This window comes from Sphingomonas anseongensis (genome assembly GCF_023516495.1).
GTDB lineage: Bacteria > Pseudomonadota > Alphaproteobacteria > Sphingomonadales > Sphingomonadaceae > Sphingomicrobium > Sphingomicrobium anseongensis.
The window spans coordinates 962,614-978,056 of record NZ_JAMGBC010000001.1; the positions used below are offsets into that span (position 1 = coordinate 962,614).

At 64.9% G+C, this 15,443-nt stretch carries 17 protein-coding genes and 1 pseudogene; 6 read left to right on the forward strand and 12 right to left on the reverse strand.

All coding sequences use genetic code 11. The features are described 5' to 3' along the window. Position 1: 1 nt before the first annotated feature. From LZ519_RS04975 to LZ519_RS04995, 5 genes are read right to left on the reverse strand one after another with little or no spacing between them, the layout of a single operon-like run. Positions 2-637: a CoA transferase subunit B gene (locus tag LZ519_RS04975; RefSeq protein ID WP_249867613.1), complete on the reverse strand. Its 636-nt coding sequence runs from the start codon at positions 635-637 to the stop codon at positions 2-4. Continuing rightward, entirely contained in the window at positions 637-1,344 is a 708-nt protein-coding gene (locus tag LZ519_RS04980) for a CoA transferase subunit A (RefSeq protein ID WP_249867614.1), read from the reverse strand. The genes LZ519_RS04975 and LZ519_RS04980 overlap by 1 nt, the downstream gene beginning before the upstream one ends. A gap of 31 nt (positions 1,345-1,375) precedes the next feature. Then, the gene (locus tag LZ519_RS04985) at positions 1,376-1,852 is read right to left on the reverse strand and encodes a GlcG/HbpS family heme-binding protein (protein ID WP_249867615.1); all 477 of its coding nucleotides are present in this window, start codon (positions 1,850-1,852) and stop codon (positions 1,376-1,378) included. A gap of 29 nt (positions 1,853-1,881) precedes the next feature. Further along, on the reverse strand, positions 1,882-2,523 hold the full coding sequence (locus LZ519_RS04990) for a glutathione S-transferase family protein (protein WP_249867616.1): 642 nt from the start codon (positions 2,521-2,523) through the stop codon (positions 1,882-1,884). Beyond that, the gene (locus LZ519_RS04995; RefSeq protein ID WP_249867617.1) at positions 2,523-2,822 is read right to left on the reverse strand and encodes an SCP2 sterol-binding domain-containing protein; all 300 of its coding nucleotides are present in this window, start codon (positions 2,820-2,822) and stop codon (positions 2,523-2,525) included. Before LZ519_RS04995 ends, LZ519_RS04990 begins: the two co-directional genes overlap by 1 nt. Before the next feature lie 71 nt (positions 2,823-2,893). On the opposite strand from LZ519_RS04995, the gene LZ519_RS05000 reads away from it, so the two are divergent. After that, positions 2,894-4,324: an NAD-dependent succinate-semialdehyde dehydrogenase gene (locus tag LZ519_RS05000; protein ID WP_249867618.1), complete on the forward strand. Its 1,431-nt coding sequence runs from the start codon at positions 2,894-2,896 to the stop codon at positions 4,322-4,324. Between the two features lie 5 nt (positions 4,325-4,329). Here LZ519_RS05000 and LZ519_RS05005 read toward each other — a convergent pair whose 3' ends face one another. Next, positions 4,330-4,779: an SRPBCC domain-containing protein gene (locus LZ519_RS05005; RefSeq protein ID WP_249867619.1), complete on the reverse strand. Its 450-nt coding sequence runs from the start codon at positions 4,777-4,779 to the stop codon at positions 4,330-4,332. A gap of 5 nt (positions 4,780-4,784) precedes the next feature. Beyond that, positions 4,785-5,099: an EthD family reductase gene (locus LZ519_RS05010; RefSeq protein ID WP_249867620.1), complete on the reverse strand. Its 315-nt coding sequence runs from the start codon at positions 5,097-5,099 to the stop codon at positions 4,785-4,787. 53 nt (positions 5,100-5,152) lie between these two features. Between LZ519_RS05010 and LZ519_RS05015 the strand changes: the two genes are divergently transcribed. Beyond that, entirely contained in the window at positions 5,153-6,817 is a 1,665-nt protein-coding gene (locus LZ519_RS05015) for a thiamine pyrophosphate-binding protein (RefSeq protein WP_249867621.1), read from the forward strand. An 18-nt stretch (positions 6,818-6,835) separates the two neighbouring features. Beyond that, positions 6,836-8,311, forward strand: a complete 1,476-nt coding sequence (locus tag LZ519_RS05020) for a serine hydrolase domain-containing protein (RefSeq protein WP_249867622.1) — start codon at positions 6,836-6,838, stop codon at positions 8,309-8,311. Here LZ519_RS05020 and LZ519_RS05025 read toward each other — a convergent pair. Beyond that, positions 8,308-8,490 carry a hypothetical protein gene (locus LZ519_RS05025; protein WP_249867623.1) on the reverse strand — a complete coding sequence of 61 codons (183 nt, stop codon included), beginning with the start codon at positions 8,488-8,490 and terminating at the stop codon, positions 8,308-8,310. The two genes, LZ519_RS05020 and LZ519_RS05025, sit on opposite strands and share 4 nt — an antisense overlap. Before the next feature lie 147 nt (positions 8,491-8,637). Next, positions 8,638-9,291, reverse strand: a complete 654-nt coding sequence (locus LZ519_RS05030; protein ID WP_249867624.1) for a protein-L-isoaspartate(D-aspartate) O-methyltransferase — start codon at positions 9,289-9,291, stop codon at positions 8,638-8,640. Positions 9,292-9,349: 58 nt separating this feature from the next. Between LZ519_RS05030 and LZ519_RS05035 the strand changes: the two genes are divergently transcribed. Then, the gene (locus LZ519_RS05035; protein WP_249867625.1) at positions 9,350-10,156 is read left to right on the forward strand and encodes a class I SAM-dependent methyltransferase; all 807 of its coding nucleotides are present in this window, start codon (positions 9,350-9,352) and stop codon (positions 10,154-10,156) included. Here LZ519_RS05035 and thiS read toward each other — a convergent pair. Next, positions 10,149-11,145: pseudogene (thiS, locus tag LZ519_RS05040) on the reverse strand (sulfur carrier protein ThiS). The gene LZ519_RS05035 and the pseudogene thiS overlap by 8 nt on opposite strands. A 179-nt stretch (positions 11,146-11,324) precedes the next feature. Here thiS and accB point away from each other — a divergent pair. Both accB and accC read left to right on the forward strand, forming a co-directional pair. Beyond that, entirely contained in the window at positions 11,325-11,813 is a 489-nt protein-coding gene (gene accB, locus LZ519_RS05050) for an acetyl-CoA carboxylase biotin carboxyl carrier protein (protein ID WP_249867628.1), read from the forward strand. 6 nt (positions 11,814-11,819) lie between these two features. Then, a complete protein-coding gene (gene accC, locus LZ519_RS05055; RefSeq protein ID WP_249867629.1) occupies positions 11,820-13,169 on the forward strand; it encodes an acetyl-CoA carboxylase biotin carboxylase subunit in 1,350 nt (449 codons plus the stop codon). A gap of 4 nt (positions 13,170-13,173) precedes the next feature. Here accC and LZ519_RS05060 read toward each other — a convergent pair whose 3' ends face one another. Together LZ519_RS05060 and LZ519_RS05065 are read right to left on the reverse strand one after the other, a co-directional pair. Next, the gene (locus tag LZ519_RS05060; RefSeq protein ID WP_249867630.1) at positions 13,174-14,214 is read right to left on the reverse strand and encodes a rod shape-determining protein; all 1,041 of its coding nucleotides are present in this window, start codon (positions 14,212-14,214) and stop codon (positions 13,174-13,176) included. 146 nt (positions 14,215-14,360) lie between these two features. Further along, positions 14,361-15,428 carry a 2OG-Fe(II) oxygenase family protein gene (locus tag LZ519_RS05065; protein WP_249867631.1) on the reverse strand — a complete coding sequence of 356 codons (1,068 nt, stop codon included), beginning with the start codon at positions 15,426-15,428 and terminating at the stop codon, positions 14,361-14,363. Positions 15,429-15,443: the final 15 nt, after the last annotated feature.

The window sequence follows — 15,443 nt, forward strand, 5'->3', positions numbered from 1 at the left end:
GTCAGTCGACGTAGCTCGCCGTCGTCTTCTCGCGAACTTCGTCTTTCGTAACTCCCGGCGCCAATTCGACCAGCTTGAACGGGCTGTCGTGGTCGGGCCGCTGGAATACCGCGAGGTCGGTGATGATCATGTCGACCACGTTCCTTCCGGTGAGCGGAAGCGTGCACTCCGGGATGAACTTGGCGGCGCCGTTCTTCGACACATGCTCCATCACGACGATGATCTTCTTGACCCCGGCGACGAGGTCCATCGCGCCGCCCATGCCCTTGATCATCTTGCCGGGCACCATCCAGTTGGCGAGGTCGCCTTTCTCGCTGACCTCCATCCCGCCGAGAACCGCGAGATCGATATGCCCGCCGCGGATCATCGCGAAGCTGGTCGCGCTGTCGAAATAGCTGGTCTGCGGAAGCTCGCTGACCGTCTGCTTGCCGGCATTGATCAGGTCCGGGTCGACCTCGTCGTCATAAGGGAACGGGCCGATGCCCAGCATGCCGTTCTCGCTCTGCAGCGTCACCGTCATTCCCGGCGGAATGTTGTTCGCCACCAGCGTCGGGATGCCGATGCCGAGGTTCACATAATAGCCGTCGCGGAGCTCCTTGGCCGCGCGAGCCGCCATCTGGTTGCGGTCCCAGGCCATCAGGCGGCCTCCCTTTCGCGGACCGTTCGGAACTCGATCTGCTTATCGTACGGGCTGCCATCGATCAGGCGGTTCACGTAGATAGACGGCAGGTGGACGCAATTGCCGGCCATCTTGCCGACCGGGACGATCTGCTCGACCTCCGCGATACAGACCTTTCCGCACGTCGCTGCCGGCAGGTTGAAGTTGCGGGCAGTCTTGCGAAACATCAAATTGCCGGTCTCGTCCGCCTTCCAGCCCTTCACAATGGCCAGGTCGGCGCGGATCCCGCGTTCGAGGATATAGTCCTCGCCGTCGAAGTTCTTCACTTCCTTGCCCTCAGCCACCTGCGTGCCGACTCCGGTCTTGGTGTAGAAGCCGGGGATTCCAGCTCCGCCGGCCCGCATGCGTTCCGCCAGAGTGCCCTGCGGACAAAATTCGACCTCGAGCTCGCCGGCCAGATACTGCCGCTCGAACTCCTTGTTCTCACCCACGTAGGAGGAGATCATCTTCTTCACCTGCCGGGTGCGGAGCAGCTTGCCGAGCCCGACATTGTCGATCCCGGCATTATTCGACGCGATGGTGAGGTCCTTGACCCCGCTTTCGACGAGCGCGTCGATCAGCCGCTCGGGGATTCCGCAAAGGCCGAACCCGCCCGCGGCGATGGTCATTCCGTCAAACAGCAGCCCGTCGAGCGCTGACTTCGCGTCTGGATAGATTTTCTGCATGAGCCGCCAATGGAAAATGCGGCGCCCGCGGTCAAGGACGGCTCGAGCGCAATCCAGCGGCCTGGATGCCCGCCTCGGCACAGGCCGCATCGTCCGCAGGCGCTTCGCCGGATACCGCGATTGCGCCGATCCGCACCTTGCCGTCAGCGGACCAGACAGGAACGCCGCCCGCGACGGTGACCACATGCGGCGCGCTGGCAAACCCGGGCGTATCGCGCGCGCCTTGCGCCATCTGTGCCGTCGAGAACCCCCAGGCCGCGACCGCTTGCGCCTTGGCAAGAGCGAACTCCATGATCCCGCTGCCGTTGCCGTCCATCCGCAGCGCAGCGATCAGATGGCCGCCAGTATCGACGACCGCGACAGCTTCGCTTTGCTTCTTGGCAGTCGCATGGGCGGCGCAGCCGACGACGATTTTCTGGGCGAGGTCTGCAGTTAGCGAAGGGGTGGGTTGGGCGGATATTGTGCCTGATGCGATCAGCAGGCCGACCAGAAGAGCAGCTTTGCGCATATCGCCTCCTCAGGCTGTGCGGAAACTCTCTAGGAAGTCACGAAATCGGAGCGCTTCCAGCCTTCCCGTTCCAGCACCCGTTGCACCGCCGGCCGGTCAACGACCCGTGCGACCAGCGCCGCCCAGCGGGGGTATCCGCCCATGTCCATCTCGATCCGGCGACCCCAGCGGTAGAAAATGGCGGCGTAGGAATCAGCGGCAGTGAACGCGCCGCCGGCCAGCCAGCCGTCCGCGCAAAGCTCCTCGATCTCCGCGAAATGTTTCTTCAGCGCAGCCTTGCCGCCGGCTGCAAGCGCCGGCCAGACGCTTTCGTCGTCCGTGAACCGGCTTCCGCGCCAGATGGTGGCGAAGCTGATGTGGACCGAGCTCGCGAACCAGCCCAGCAGCTCGTTGCAGCGGGCCGCTTCGAACGCGTCGCCGCGTGGTACGGAGCCTGCCGCCCCGAAGCTGTCGGCGATGAAGTTCAGGATGGCGATATTCTCGGTGATCACGCCTTGGTCGGTACCGAGCGCGGGAACGCGCGCATGCGGGTTGATTGCCAGATATTCCGGTCTCATGTGCTCGCCTTCCGCGAGCATGACGCGCACCGGCTCGAACTCCGCGCCAGCCTCCTCCAGCGCGATGTGCGGAACGATCGAGCAGGCGCCCGGCGAATAGAAAAGCTTCAGCATCAGCCCCGAAGCTTCGCGAGCACGCCCTGGAGCTGCATTGCGTTCGACATGTCGCCCTCGATCTTGAGCTTGCCGGTCATGAAGGCGGTCATCCCGTCAAGCTCGCCGCCGGCCATTTTCTGCCAGTCGTCCCAACTCGTCTTGATGGTCGTGTCGGCGGGGGAGTCCGTTTCGCTCACCTGGCTTCCGGCTCCGTCGAGGAGGATCACGCCCTGGTCGCCGAAATCGAGCTTCACCGTCTTGCCAGGCACCCAGGCCTGGTTTTCCTGCATCTTCTGCACCAGCTCCTGCTTCGTCATCCTCATTCTCCTTTGCCACAGCGCCTAGCGAGCCGTTGCGGGCGCATCAAGGCGCGCCTATCTGCGCTTCCATGGGATACGAAGCAGACCTCAAGCTCTTCATCAACGGAAGCTGGCGGACCGGCGAAGGCCGCGACAGCTTCGCGGTCGTCAACCCGGTTACAGGCAGCGAGATCGCCGAGCTTCCGCTCGCAACCGAAGCCGATCTCGACGAGGCGCTGGAGACCGCCAAGCGAACCTACCCGGAATGGCGCGCAACCGAAGTCGATAAGCGAAGCGCCATTCTCCACAAGACCGCCAAGCTGCTGAAGGAGCGGGCCGACGAGATCGCCCGCACAATGACCCAGGAACAGGGCAAGCCGATCGCGGAGTCCAAGGGCGAAGTGTTCGGGGCAGCCTCGCTGTTCGATTGGTACGCGGAGGAGATCAAGCGCGACTATGGCCGAGTCCTCGTCCGCCCGCCGGGCCAGCTCAGCCGCGTGATGCACGAGCCGGTTGGCCCGGTCGCAACCTTCACCCCGTGGAACTTCCCGATCTACCTGCTGGCCAAGAAGGTCGCTGCGGCGCTCGCCGCCGGCTGCTCGGTCATCTCCAAGCCTCCCGAGGAAACTCCGGGCAATACGCTGGCGATCGCCCGCGCGCTCGACGATGCGGGCCTGCCCAAAGGCGTGTTCCAGCTGGTCCACGGCGTTCCCGACGTGGTCAGCCGCCACCTCATCGGCTCCAAGGTGATCCGCAAGGTCAGCTTCACCGGCTCGATCCCTGTCGGCAAGCATCTGATGAAGCTCGCCGCCGACAACGTCACCAAGATTACGCTCGAGCTTGGCGGCCACGCGCCGGTGCTGATCTTCGACGATTGCGACTTGCAAAAGACTCTCGACATGGTCGTGCCGCAGAAATTCCGGAACGCCGGCCAGGTCTGCGTCTCGCCGACGCGTTTCTACGTGCAGGAAGGAATCTACGACGCCTTCATCACCGGCTTCACCGAGCGGACTCGAAAGGTGAAGGTCGGCGACGGCCTTCTCGAGGACACTCGGATGGGCCCGCTCGCCAACACCCGCCGGCCCGAGGCGGTCGAAGCCTTGGTCAACGACGCGCGCGACAAGGGCGCGAAGGTGATGACGGGAGGAAGCCGCGGCGACAGCGGCGGCTTCTTCTTCCAGCCGACGTTGCTAGCCGACGTTCCGCTGGAAGCCGACATCATGAACAACGAGCCGTTCGGCCCGGTCGCCGTGTCCCGCTCGTTCAAGGACATGGACGAAGCGATCGAACAGGCGAACCGCCTTCCCTACGGGCTCGCCGCCTTCGCTTTCACCGAGAACGGCCGCCGCGCCAATCTGCTCGGCGACGCGATCGAGGCTGGAATGGTGGGCATCAACACCTTCGCCATCTCGATCGCCGACGCACCGTTCGGAGGCGTCAAGGAAAGCGGATTCGGGAGCGAGGGCGGCAAGGAAGGTCTCGAGACGTATCAGGTGGTGAAGGCCATCCACCAGGCCTGACCTGCCTACTTGTAGGCACCCTCCCGCAGGTTGATTCCATATTCCTTCCACGCCTTGAGCGCGGCCAGCATCTGCGCCCAGCCCATGCAATTGCCGTAGCTCGCCTTCACCGCCGCTTCGGTCGACCGCCAACCCGCCTCGGCGATTTCGACTTTCGTCCGGCCTTCTCCGGCGTCGGTGAACGTCATCGTCACCGCGACATCGTAATCCGTGTCGGGCTCGTTCGCCTTCCATTCGAAGGCGATCAGCTCGTCCGGTATGACTTGGGTGACGCGAACCGGAAAAGCGCCCGGAAAATCGGCGAAGTCCCAGGTGACGGTTGCGCCCTGCTCGAGCCGCGCACTCGCTCCGCCGGTGGTGAAATATGAGGACAATTCATTGGGATCGGCGACCGCTTCGAACACCACACGCCGCGGACGGTTGACGATGATGAAGACTCGAAACGTTGGGTCCATTGGCTCTAAGGCACCGCCGTGTTGAACTGTAGCACCGGCTTGCAGGTGGTGAAGTTGGGGATGTCCTCGATCAGCGCCTTCGCACCGTCCGATGCAACCGCGTCCCTCGCCCCTTGCTCGGTCGCGAAGCTGAGGAGCGCCACCGCGAAATAGGCGGGGTCACTTCCGCCGACGGTCTCCTCGCCACGAAGGACGCTGGCATAACCCAGGCCGAACGGTCCGAACGCCTTGCCGACCTCGGGCAAATGCTTGGTGCGGTAATAATCGAAATCGAACGTCGCGCCCTTCGACTTCGGATAGGTGACGGTGAGGATGTACATGGGCGTCGACTAGCCCGTTTTCACTTTCCCTGCCAGCCGCTACAGCCGCGCCCATGACCAAGCGCACCGGCGGCCAGATCCTTGTCGACCAGCTCAGGATCAACGGCTGCGACCGTATCTTCACCGTTCCGGGCGAAAGCTTTCTCGCGGTCCTCGACGCGCTTCATGACACGCCCGAGATCGCGGTCACCGTGTGCCGGCAGGAAGGCGGCGTCGCCTATATGGCCGACGCCGACGGCAAGATGACGGGGCGTCCGGGCATAGCATTCGTGACCCGCGGCCCCGGCGCGACCAACGCCAGCGCCGGGGTCCATGTGGCCTTCCAGGATTCGACGCCGATGATCCTGTTCATCGGCGACGTCGCTCGCGGCGATCGCAATCGCGAGGGCTTCCAGGAGATCAACTTTCCCGCGTTCTTCGGGCCGGTCGCGAAATGGGCGGCGCGGATCGACGATGCAGCACGGATCCCGGAATTCATCGCCCGCGCCTACCGCGTCGCTACCGCCGGACGCCCCGGTCCCGTCGTCCTCGCGCTTCCCGAAGACATGCTTCGCGACGAAGTGGACGTGCCCGACCGCCCGTGCGTCCCGGCGCTGTGCGAGGCTGCCGATCCCGGCGCGATCCAGGCTCTGTTCGAGCTTTTGAAGCAAGCCGCTTCGCCGGTCGCGATCGTCGGCGGCGCCGACTGGAGCCCGCGCGCCGCGCACCATTTCGCAAATTTCGCTTTCCGCCACGGAATCCCCGTCGCCGCAGCGTTCCGCCGTCAGGATTCGATCGACAACAAGTGCGGGGTCTATGCCGGCCAGCTCGGCTACGGCCCCAATCCGAAGCTCCAGCAGCGAATCCGCGACGCCGACCTGATTCTTGCCGTCGGCGCCAGGCTCGGCGAGGCGACGACCGACGGCTACACGCTGATCACACCCGACCATCCAGGACAGACGCTCGTCCACGTCCATCCCGATCCCAACGAGCTCGGCCGAGTCTATCATGCCGACCTGCCGATTTGCGCCGACATGGGCGAGTTCGCTGAGATGGTGGACGATTGGAGCGACCCCGATTGCATCCGTTTTTCATGCGGCGAACGGGCGCACAAGGAATGGCTCGACTGGTCGGAGCCCAAGCCGCGCGACGGCGTAAGGCTCGACCTCGGCCTCTGCGTCGCTGCGATGCGCGCGAAGCTCCCCGACAACACGATCATCTGCAACGGCGCCGGCAATTTCTCCGGCTGGTGGCACCGCTACTGGCGCTACGGGATCATGCCGACACAGCTCGCGCCCACCAGCGGCACGATGGGCTATGGAGTCCCGGCAGCGGTCGCCGCCGCGCTACGCTTCAAGGATCGGCCGGTTGTTGCGGTTGCCGGGGACGGCGACTTCCTCATGAACGGCCAGGAGCTTGCGACCGCCGCTCAATATGCCTGCGACCTGCTGGTGATCCTGGTCGACAACGGAAGCTACGGCACGATCCGGATGCACCAGGAGCGCGAATATCCGAAGCGGATCAGCGCAACGAATCTCGCGAACCCCGATTTCGCGGCGCTTGCGCGCGCCCATGGCGGCTGGGCGGCGACCGTCGAGAAGACCGAAGATTTCGAGCCCGCGCTCGACGAAGCGCTGAAGCTCAAGGGCATCCGCCTGATCCACTGCAAGACTGACGTCGAGCAGATCAGCAACGCCACGACGATCAGCAAAATCCGCGGGAAATCGAAGAAAGCCTAATTCCGGGGGGGTGCAGAGTTGCGTAAATCGATCCTGATCGCCGCGGCGCTCGCGACCATTGCCGTTCCCTGCGTCGCGCAAGTGTCCTCGCGGGTCTCGACGGCCGCGGCGACCCCCGCGCGGGCGGCTACGGACGCGACCCTGGGCGCAATCAACGGCAGCCACGAGGCGCGCGCAGCCCTTGTCGCAAGCGCCTTCTCCGCAAAGGCGCTCCAGAACGGAAACGCGGAAAGCCGACTGAAATGGCTCGACCGGATCGCGACGGATTCGGGCGGCCTGACCGTCGTCTCTTCGAGCCCCCAGGGTGACCGGATGGTCGAGGCAATCGTCCGCACCAACCACGGCGGCAAGTTCGGCAAGCTGGTGGTCTTCACCAGCAAGGCGGAGCCGGGGAAGATTTCCGACATCTTCCTCCTCGCTGCGCGCGATCCCGCCAAGGTGAGGGCAGAAGCCTGGCCGACGGCGGCGCTTCCGCTCTCCCGCATCGCGAGCGAGATTCAGAAGCACGCGGCTTCGCTCGCTGCGGAGGACAGCTTCTCAGGCGTCGTGCTCGTCGCGAAAGGCGACAGGGTCGTCGTCAACCGCGCCTATGGACTGGCGGATCAGGAGTGGAAGGTGCCGAACCGGACCGACACCTTGTTCCACATGGCCTCGGTCGGGAAGATGTTCACCGCCGCCGCAATCCTGAAGCTCGCGCGCGAGGGACAGCTGTCTCTCGACGACAGCCTGGCCAAATGGGTGCCCGAATATCCGCACCCGGAAGCGGCGAAGATCACGCTCAAGCAGCTGCTCACGCACAGCGCTGGGATCGGCGAATGGGACGGGCGCCAGGTCCGCGGCGAAAAGAGCGGGGCCGAGCTTGCGGCGACGATGACCGAGCCGTTGCAGTTCGAGCCCGGCGCGCGCTTTGCCTACAGCAATGCCGGCTTCGTGCTGCTCCAGGCGGTGATCGAGAAAGCAACCGGCAACAGCTTCGCGGACGCCCTGCAGCATCTTGTCTTCGCGCCGGCGGGGATGAAGCGCACGGGGTTGTGGCCGGTCACCGCGATCGTCCCGAACCGCGCCACCGGCTACCTTCGCCCGCCGGAGGACCCACTCGGCCTCGGCCCGCGCTACTCGAACGAGCAATTCCTCGGCTATGACGGCAATGGCTCCGGCGGCGAATATTCCACGGCTACGGACATGCTCGCCTTCAATCGAGCGGTCGCCACGGGCAAGCTGCTTGGCAAGGACCTAACGGCGGAAATGCTGACCCCGCGGATCGACTTTGCCGGTGCGCAGCGGCCGAGCAAATATGGCTATGGCGTCGATCTCGGCACCTGCTCGGGCCATGCCACTTTTGGCCACGGCGGCGGCGGCCCCAACAGCGGCGTTTCGTCGGTCGATTATTACGTCCCCGACAGCGGCTGGAGCATCATCGTCCTGTCCAATTACGACCCGCCCGCGGCCGAGGACCTCGCTTATTCGATCTGCGAGTTCGTCGCCTCGCGCTAATCGGAGTGCGCGCGCTCGAATAAGGCATGATGCGGGTCGAAATCCCGGCCGGTTTGCCGTGCTTCCTCCTGCGCTTTGTCGAGCAGCATCGCGCGCGGCTCGTCATGCTTGCGGCGGTGCGCGAAGCGCGTCAGCAGGTCGTTCCAGTCCTCGTGAAAGCTTCCTCGCCTGTGCGGCACGGGTCTCCTCCAGACTCAGCCCTTGATGAGTCTACGGCCCGAGCATGCCGTCGTTCCTTCGAACAACATCCGTGATGGAGAGAAGTTGCCTTGGGTTAAATTTCGGCCGAGCGCCGGATCAGCTTGGGCCGGTCGATCCTGACCGTCTCACCCATCGCTCCAGCCCTCCTCCCCGATCAGCGGCACGAAGCGCACCGCGCCGAGCTCCTCGTGGATCAGCTTGCCGGCCGGGCCCTTGGTCACCTTGATCAGCTTCTGGACCCAGTTTGGCTCACCGACGGGCATTACGATCCGCCCGCCGTCGGCAAGCTGCTCGACCCATTGGGGCGGCACGTGGCTACCGCTCGCCGCGGCAAGGATCGCGTCATAAGGCGCGTCGGGCTGCCAGCCGCGGGTCCCGTCCGCCTCGACGATCCGGACGTTGTCGTAGCCGAGGCGCCGCATCCGCTCCCGGGCGATCGCGACAAGCTCGCTTTGACGCTCGATCGCGATCACCTCGCCGGCGATCCTGCTGATCACCGCCGCCGCATAGCCCGAGCCTGCGCCCACCTCGAGCACCCGGTCGCCGCACTTGATATCGGCCGCCTTGATCATGAGCGCGACGATATAGGGCTGCGAGATCGTCTGCCCCGCCTCGATCGGCAGCGGGTGGTCGCCATAGGCGAGGTCGCGATATTCCTGAGACAGGAAGTCCTCGCGCGGTACCGCCCTGAAAGCCTCGAGGATCGACGGATCGCGGATTCCGCGGCTCTCGATCTGCCGCTGGACCATCGCGTCGCGCTCGGCGGCGAAATTTGTCATGGTATCGACCATGTGCCACCTCCGGCTTGAAAACCCCTGAGGTCAGGAGGCCGTTCCGATGAAAGACATGGCAGACCGGTTCGCCGGCTCCGTCCCGGCCAGTTACGACAAGCTGATGGTCCCGCTCCTGTTCCGCCCCTACGCCGAGGAACTCGCGCGGCGCATCCGCGACCTGCACCCCCGGCGGATCCTGGAAACGGCCGCAGGCACGGGCGCGGTCACTCAGGCGCTCAACGAGGCATTGCCCGAGGCCTTTATCGTCGCGACCGACCTCAACCAGCCGATGCTGGATATGGCCGCGCAGAGAGTTCGATCGCCCAACGTGGAATTCCAGGCGGCCGATGCCCAGCAGCTTCCGTTCGAGGACGGCATTTTCGACGCTGTCGTCTGCCAGTTCGGCGCGATGTTCTTCCCGGAAAAGATCCGGGCGCATTCGGAAGCGAGACGGGTGCTTCGCGAGGGCGGCACGTACATGATGGCGATCTGGGACAGGATCGACCGCAACGCAGCAAGCGATGCCGCCCAGCAGGCATTGGTCGAGATGTTCCCCAACGACCCGCCGCTGTTCATGCGCGAAGGCCCGTTCGGATATTATGACCTCGCGCGGATAGAATCCGACCTTCGCGAGGCCGGGTTCAACGCGGTGGCCATCGACACAGTCGAGCTGAGAAGCCGAAGCGCCTCGTCAACCGAGGCTGCGACCGCGCTTTGCTACGGCACTCCAATGGGCTCCGAAATCGCGGATCGTGGCGACGACGTGCTGGAAACAGCTTTCGAGCGAGTGAAATCGGCACTGCGCCAGTTCGACGGACCCGACGGTTTCGATGCGCCAATGTCGGCGCACATCGTCACCGCGACTAGATAAGCCCGGCGAGCGGGCTGCTGGGATCGGCGTAGCGGCGCTTGCCCATCCGGCCGGACAGATAGGCCATCCGCCCCGCTTCGACCGCCGCCTTCATCGCGCGCGCCATCAACACCGGGTCCTTGGCTTCGGCGATTGCTGTGTTCATCAGCACTCCGTCGCAGCCGAGCTCCATCGCCACCGCTGCATCGCTCGCCGTGCCAACTCCCGCGTCGACCAGCACCGGCACGTTGGCGCCCTCCACGATCAGGCGGATCGTCACACGGTTCTGGATTCCAAGACCGGACCCGATGGGAGCGCCGAGCGGCATGATCGCAACGGCGCCGGCTTCCTCGAGCTGCTTCGCTGCGATCGGATCGTCGACGCAATAGACCATCGGTTCGAAGCCTTCCTTGACCAGGACCTCTGTCGCCCGGAGCGTCTCGCGCATGTCCGGGTAAAGCGTCTTCGCCTCGCCGAGCACCTCCAGCTTCACCAGATTCCAGCCGCCCGCCTCGCGCGCCAGCCGAAGCGTCCGGATCGCATCGTCAGCGGTGAAGCAGCCTGCGGTGTTCGGAAGATAGGTGACCTTCTTGGGGTCGATGTAGTCGGTCAGCATCGGCTGGTTCGGGTCGGCGATGTTCACCCGCCGCACCGCGACCGTGACGATCTCCGCGCCCGAAGCCTCGACCGCGGCCGCATTCTCCTCGAAGCTCTTGTACTTGCCGGTCCCGACGATCAGCCGCGACGTGAAGGTGCGGCCCGCGACCGTCCAACTGTCGGCACCAACGGATTGCGGGGCGTTCACTTCAGCCTCCTCCGACGAAATGCACGATCTCGAACGAGTCGCCGTCGCTCGCGGCGACATCGCCCAAGGTCGACCTCGGCACGACCTCGAGGTTGCGCTCCACCGCCACCTTCAGCGGATCGAGACCGATCGCACGGAGCATGTCGGCGATGCTGCTTTCGGCGGCGATCGACCTCGGCTCGCCGTTCACCGATACGCAGATCATCTCTTTTTGAGCCGTTTCAGTCATTTACCAAAGGCGCTTTGTGGATTGCTCGAACCGCTCATATAGAGGCCCGCCGCGTCCGCGCCACCCGCAAGGGACAGGCTGGACGCAAGCGCCCTGCTCTGCAAGGGCGCGTCGTCGCACCCGCGGGGGTGGAATTGGACAGGGGAACGTAACAGATGGCCGGACCAGCCAAGGCGAGCAATGGGAAAGACGGGATGCGTATAGACCCGGCCCTGGTTCATGAGCTCGCGCAGCTGCTGACCGACAACGGCCTGACCGAGATCGAGGTCGAGGACGGCGATCGCAAGATCCGGGTGCAGCGTAATCTTTTCGCTGGGTCTGCGGCCGCACCGGCTCAGGCTGCTGCGCCGGCGCCCCAGCCGATGATGGCCCCGCCGATGCACGCCGAAGCGCCCGTCGGCGACGTCGGTGGCGAAAGCGTCCGCTCGCCGATGGTCGGCACCGCCTTCCTGTCGTCGGAGCCGGGTGCCGCGCCCTTCGTCTCTTCGGGTGACACGGTTAAGGCCGGGGATACCTTGCTGATCGTCGAGGCGATGAAAGTGATGAACCCGATCACCGCCCCGCGCGGAGGCGTGGTCAAGCAGATCCTGGTCGAGAACGGCCAGCCGGTGGAGTTCGACCAGCCGCTGGTTCTGCTCGCTTAGCCCGCCGTGCCGATCCAAAAGCTTCTCATCGCCAACCGAGGCGAGATCGCGCTCCGGATTCACCGCGCCTGCCACGAAATGGGCATCCGCACCGTCGCCGTTCACTCGACCGCCGACAGCGATGCGATGCACGTCCGGCTGGCCGACGAGACGGTCTGCATCGGACCGCCGCCCGCGACCGAATCCTACCTCAACATCCCCAACATCATTTCCGCGGCGGAGATCGTGCACGCCGATGCGGTCCATCCGGGCTACGGCTTCCTGTCGGAAAATGCGCAGTTCGCGGAGATCGTCGAAAGCCACGGGATAACCTGGGTCGGTCCGAAGCCCGAGCACATTCGCACGATGGGCGACAAGATCGAGGCGAAGCGAACGGCTGCCAAGCTCGGCCTCCCGCTGGTCCCCGGCTCCGACGGCCCTATCGAGGAGATCGCCGACGCGAAGCGGCTCGCCGCCGAAATCGGCTACCCCGTTCTGATCAAGGCGGCTTCGGGCGGCGGCGGCCGCGGAATGAAGGTGGTCCCCGACGAGGACCAGTTCGAAAGCCTGATGAGCCAAGCGGCCAGCGAGGCCCGAGCCGCCTTCGGCGACGACACCGTCTACATGGAAAAATATCTCGCCGACCCTCGCCACATCGAGTTTCAGGTGTTCGGCGACGGCGAGGGCAACGCCATTCACCTTGGCGAGCGCGACTGCTCCCTTCAGCGCCGCCACCAGAAGGTGCTCGAGGAAGCGCCCTCGCCCGCGATCTCTCCCAAGCAGCGCCACCACATGGGCTCGCTCGTCGCCAAGGCGATGGCGGACATGGGCTATCGCGGCGCGGGAACGATCGAGTTCCTCTTCGAGAACGGCGAATTCTACTTCATCGAGATGAACACCCGGCTCCAGGTCGAGCATCCGGTGACCGAAATGATCAGCGGGATCGACCTCGTCCGCGAGCAGATCCGCGTCGCCAACGGCGAGGGCCTGACCTGCCGGCAGGAGCAGATCCACCTCCACGGCCATGCAATCGAATGCCGGATCAATGCCGAGGATCCGCAGACCTTCATGCCCTCTCCGGGGCTGGTGAAGAATTATGTGGCTCCGGGCGGCATGCACGTGCGCGTCGATAGCGGCCTCTACACCGGCTATCGGGTGCCGCCTTATTACGACAGCATGATCGCCAAGCTGATCGTCTACGGGACGACTCGCGAGCGGTGCATCATGCGGCTGAAGCGAGCGCTCGAGGAATTCGTGGTCGAGGGGATGAAGACGACCGTGCCGCTCCACCAGCGGATCGTTCGCGACCCCGACTTCCTCGCGGGCGACTATACGATCAAGTGGCTCGAAGCCTGGCTGGAGCGCAATCCCGAGTAGCGGCTCAGGCCGCCATCAGGCCGCCGCGATAGACGCTGTCCTCCAAAGTCCGGCCGGCGCCACGCGCAACACAGGTCAGCGGGTCGTCCGCGATGTGCACCGGAAGCCCTGTCTCGTCGGCCAGCACGATACCGATATTGCGAAGAAGCGAACCCCCGCCGGTCAGAGTGATACCTTCGTCGAGGACGTCGGCCGCGATTTCGGGCTGCGTGTTCTCGAGCGCCGAGCGAACCACCGCGACAATGCGCTGCACAGGCTCGGCGAGCGCTTCGGCGACCTGCCCCTGGTTGAGCGTGATTTCCTTCGGCACCCCGCGGGCCACGTCGCGTCCGCGAAGCGTCGTGTCGAGCCCGCCGCCGCCCGAAGGCGCGGTGGCGGTGCCGATCTCTAGCTTCACCCGCTCGGCCGTTCCTTCGCCGATCATCAGGTTGAAGTTGCGGCGCACGTAGGAAATGATCGCCTCGTCCATCCGGTCGCCGCCGACCCGTGAGGAGCAGCAATAGGCCAGCCCCTGGAGCGAGATCACCCCGACTTCGGTCGTCCCGCCGCCGATGTCGACGACCATGGAACCGACTGGTTCGGTCACCGGAAGCCCGGCTCCGATCGCCGCGGCCATCGGCTCTTCGAGCAGCGAAACCCTGTCGGAACCCGCATTGCTGACCGCCTGGCGGATCGCCCTGCGTTCAACCGGCGTCGCGCCCGAAGGGACGCAGATCACCACTTCCGGCCCCCGCGAAAAGCGGGTGGCGCCGCCATGCGCTTTTCGGATGAAGTGCTTGATCATCTCCTCGGCGACCTCGAGGTCGGCGATCACTCCGCTCCTGAGCGGGCGGATCGTCTCGAGATTGCCCGGCGTCTTGCCCATCATCAGCTTGGCGTCGTCGCCGATCGCCCGGACCCGGCGGATCCCGTCCCTGCCCATTTCCATCGCGACGACCGAGGGCTCGCTGATAACGACTCCTCTACCGCTTGCGTAAACGACCGTATTGGCAGTCCCGAGGTCGATCGCGACTCCCCTCGGTGAGAGGTTGAATAAATTGCGCACTGGTCCCCGCCCTCGCTTCCCAAGTTACCGGCGAATTGAGAATCGCCCCCGGAAAAGAGCAGCTTGGCAGGTGTTGGGGTTAATCCCAGACGTGGTTAACGCGGTAACTCCGAACCGTTCACCGGGCGCGCCGAATTGAAGGCCGCTCAGTCCTCGTCGACGGCGTAATCGTCGCCGTAGAACTTGCTGGTGCTCCGCGTGTGAAAGGCGATCGCCTTTACCGGCGGGTACTTGGGCTCCCCAAGCCCCGGCAGCACTTCGAGCAACTCGTTTTCCCAAACGTAGACCGCTATCGGGAATGACACGCGTGGGGTCTCTCGATGCGATCCGTCGGTCGGCTTGCCGACCCGATGCGTGGTTGACGGAAAATGGTCGTTCGATATCCGCTGCATGTAGTCGCCGGTGTTGATGATGATCGATCCCGGCGGCGCCTTCATCCGCACCCACTTGCCCGAGCGGTGGTTCCACACCTGCAGCCCATCGACCCTCGTCGCCGGGAGGATGGTGAACAGGTCGACGTCCTCGTGGCCTAGAAGCCGTCCGGCCCCCGACCGATCCTGCTCTTCGCTCATCGGCGGATAGTAATTGAGCCGAAGCCCGAAATTGGTCTCGGTCAGCTTCTCGTCGAGCAAATGCGGGTCGCAGCCGAGCCCCTGAAGCATCGCCTGGGCGATTGGCTTGAACAGAGCTTCGTGGGCGAGCGTCAGCCGGCGGAAGCGCGGCTCATACTCGGCCCGCGGCCAAAATTCCTCGGCGCGGAACGGTGCGTCCCGCTTCTGCGGCATGTCGAACGCGCGCCTGCACCACACCCAGCCTTCGACCAGGTCGGGATGGATCTCGCTGGTTTCCTCGATGGGAAAATAGCCCTGGGCGACGGAGCCGAAGCGCGCGGCGCGGAAGCGCATCTTTTCTTCGAGCGGGGTCGAGGTGAACAGGTCGACCACGCCTTCAGCAATGTCGTCGTACAAGCGCTCGTCGACGCCATGCCCGGTCAGCACCGCGAAGCCGATCCCGTGAAGCGCCGCCCCGAACGCCGCGGCGAAACCCGCCTTTTCATTGGCGTCGCCGTGGAGGAACCGGCCGAAATCGAGCGTCGCGATTTCGTAATCCTCGTCGAACTCGTCGGCCTCGCTCTCCGCAAGGCGATAGGTGTGCGCCTTTTCGACCTGGTCGTACTTGGCGAACTGGCGGTTGAGTGCGTCGAGCTGGCTCATGGGGTCGACTTTAGC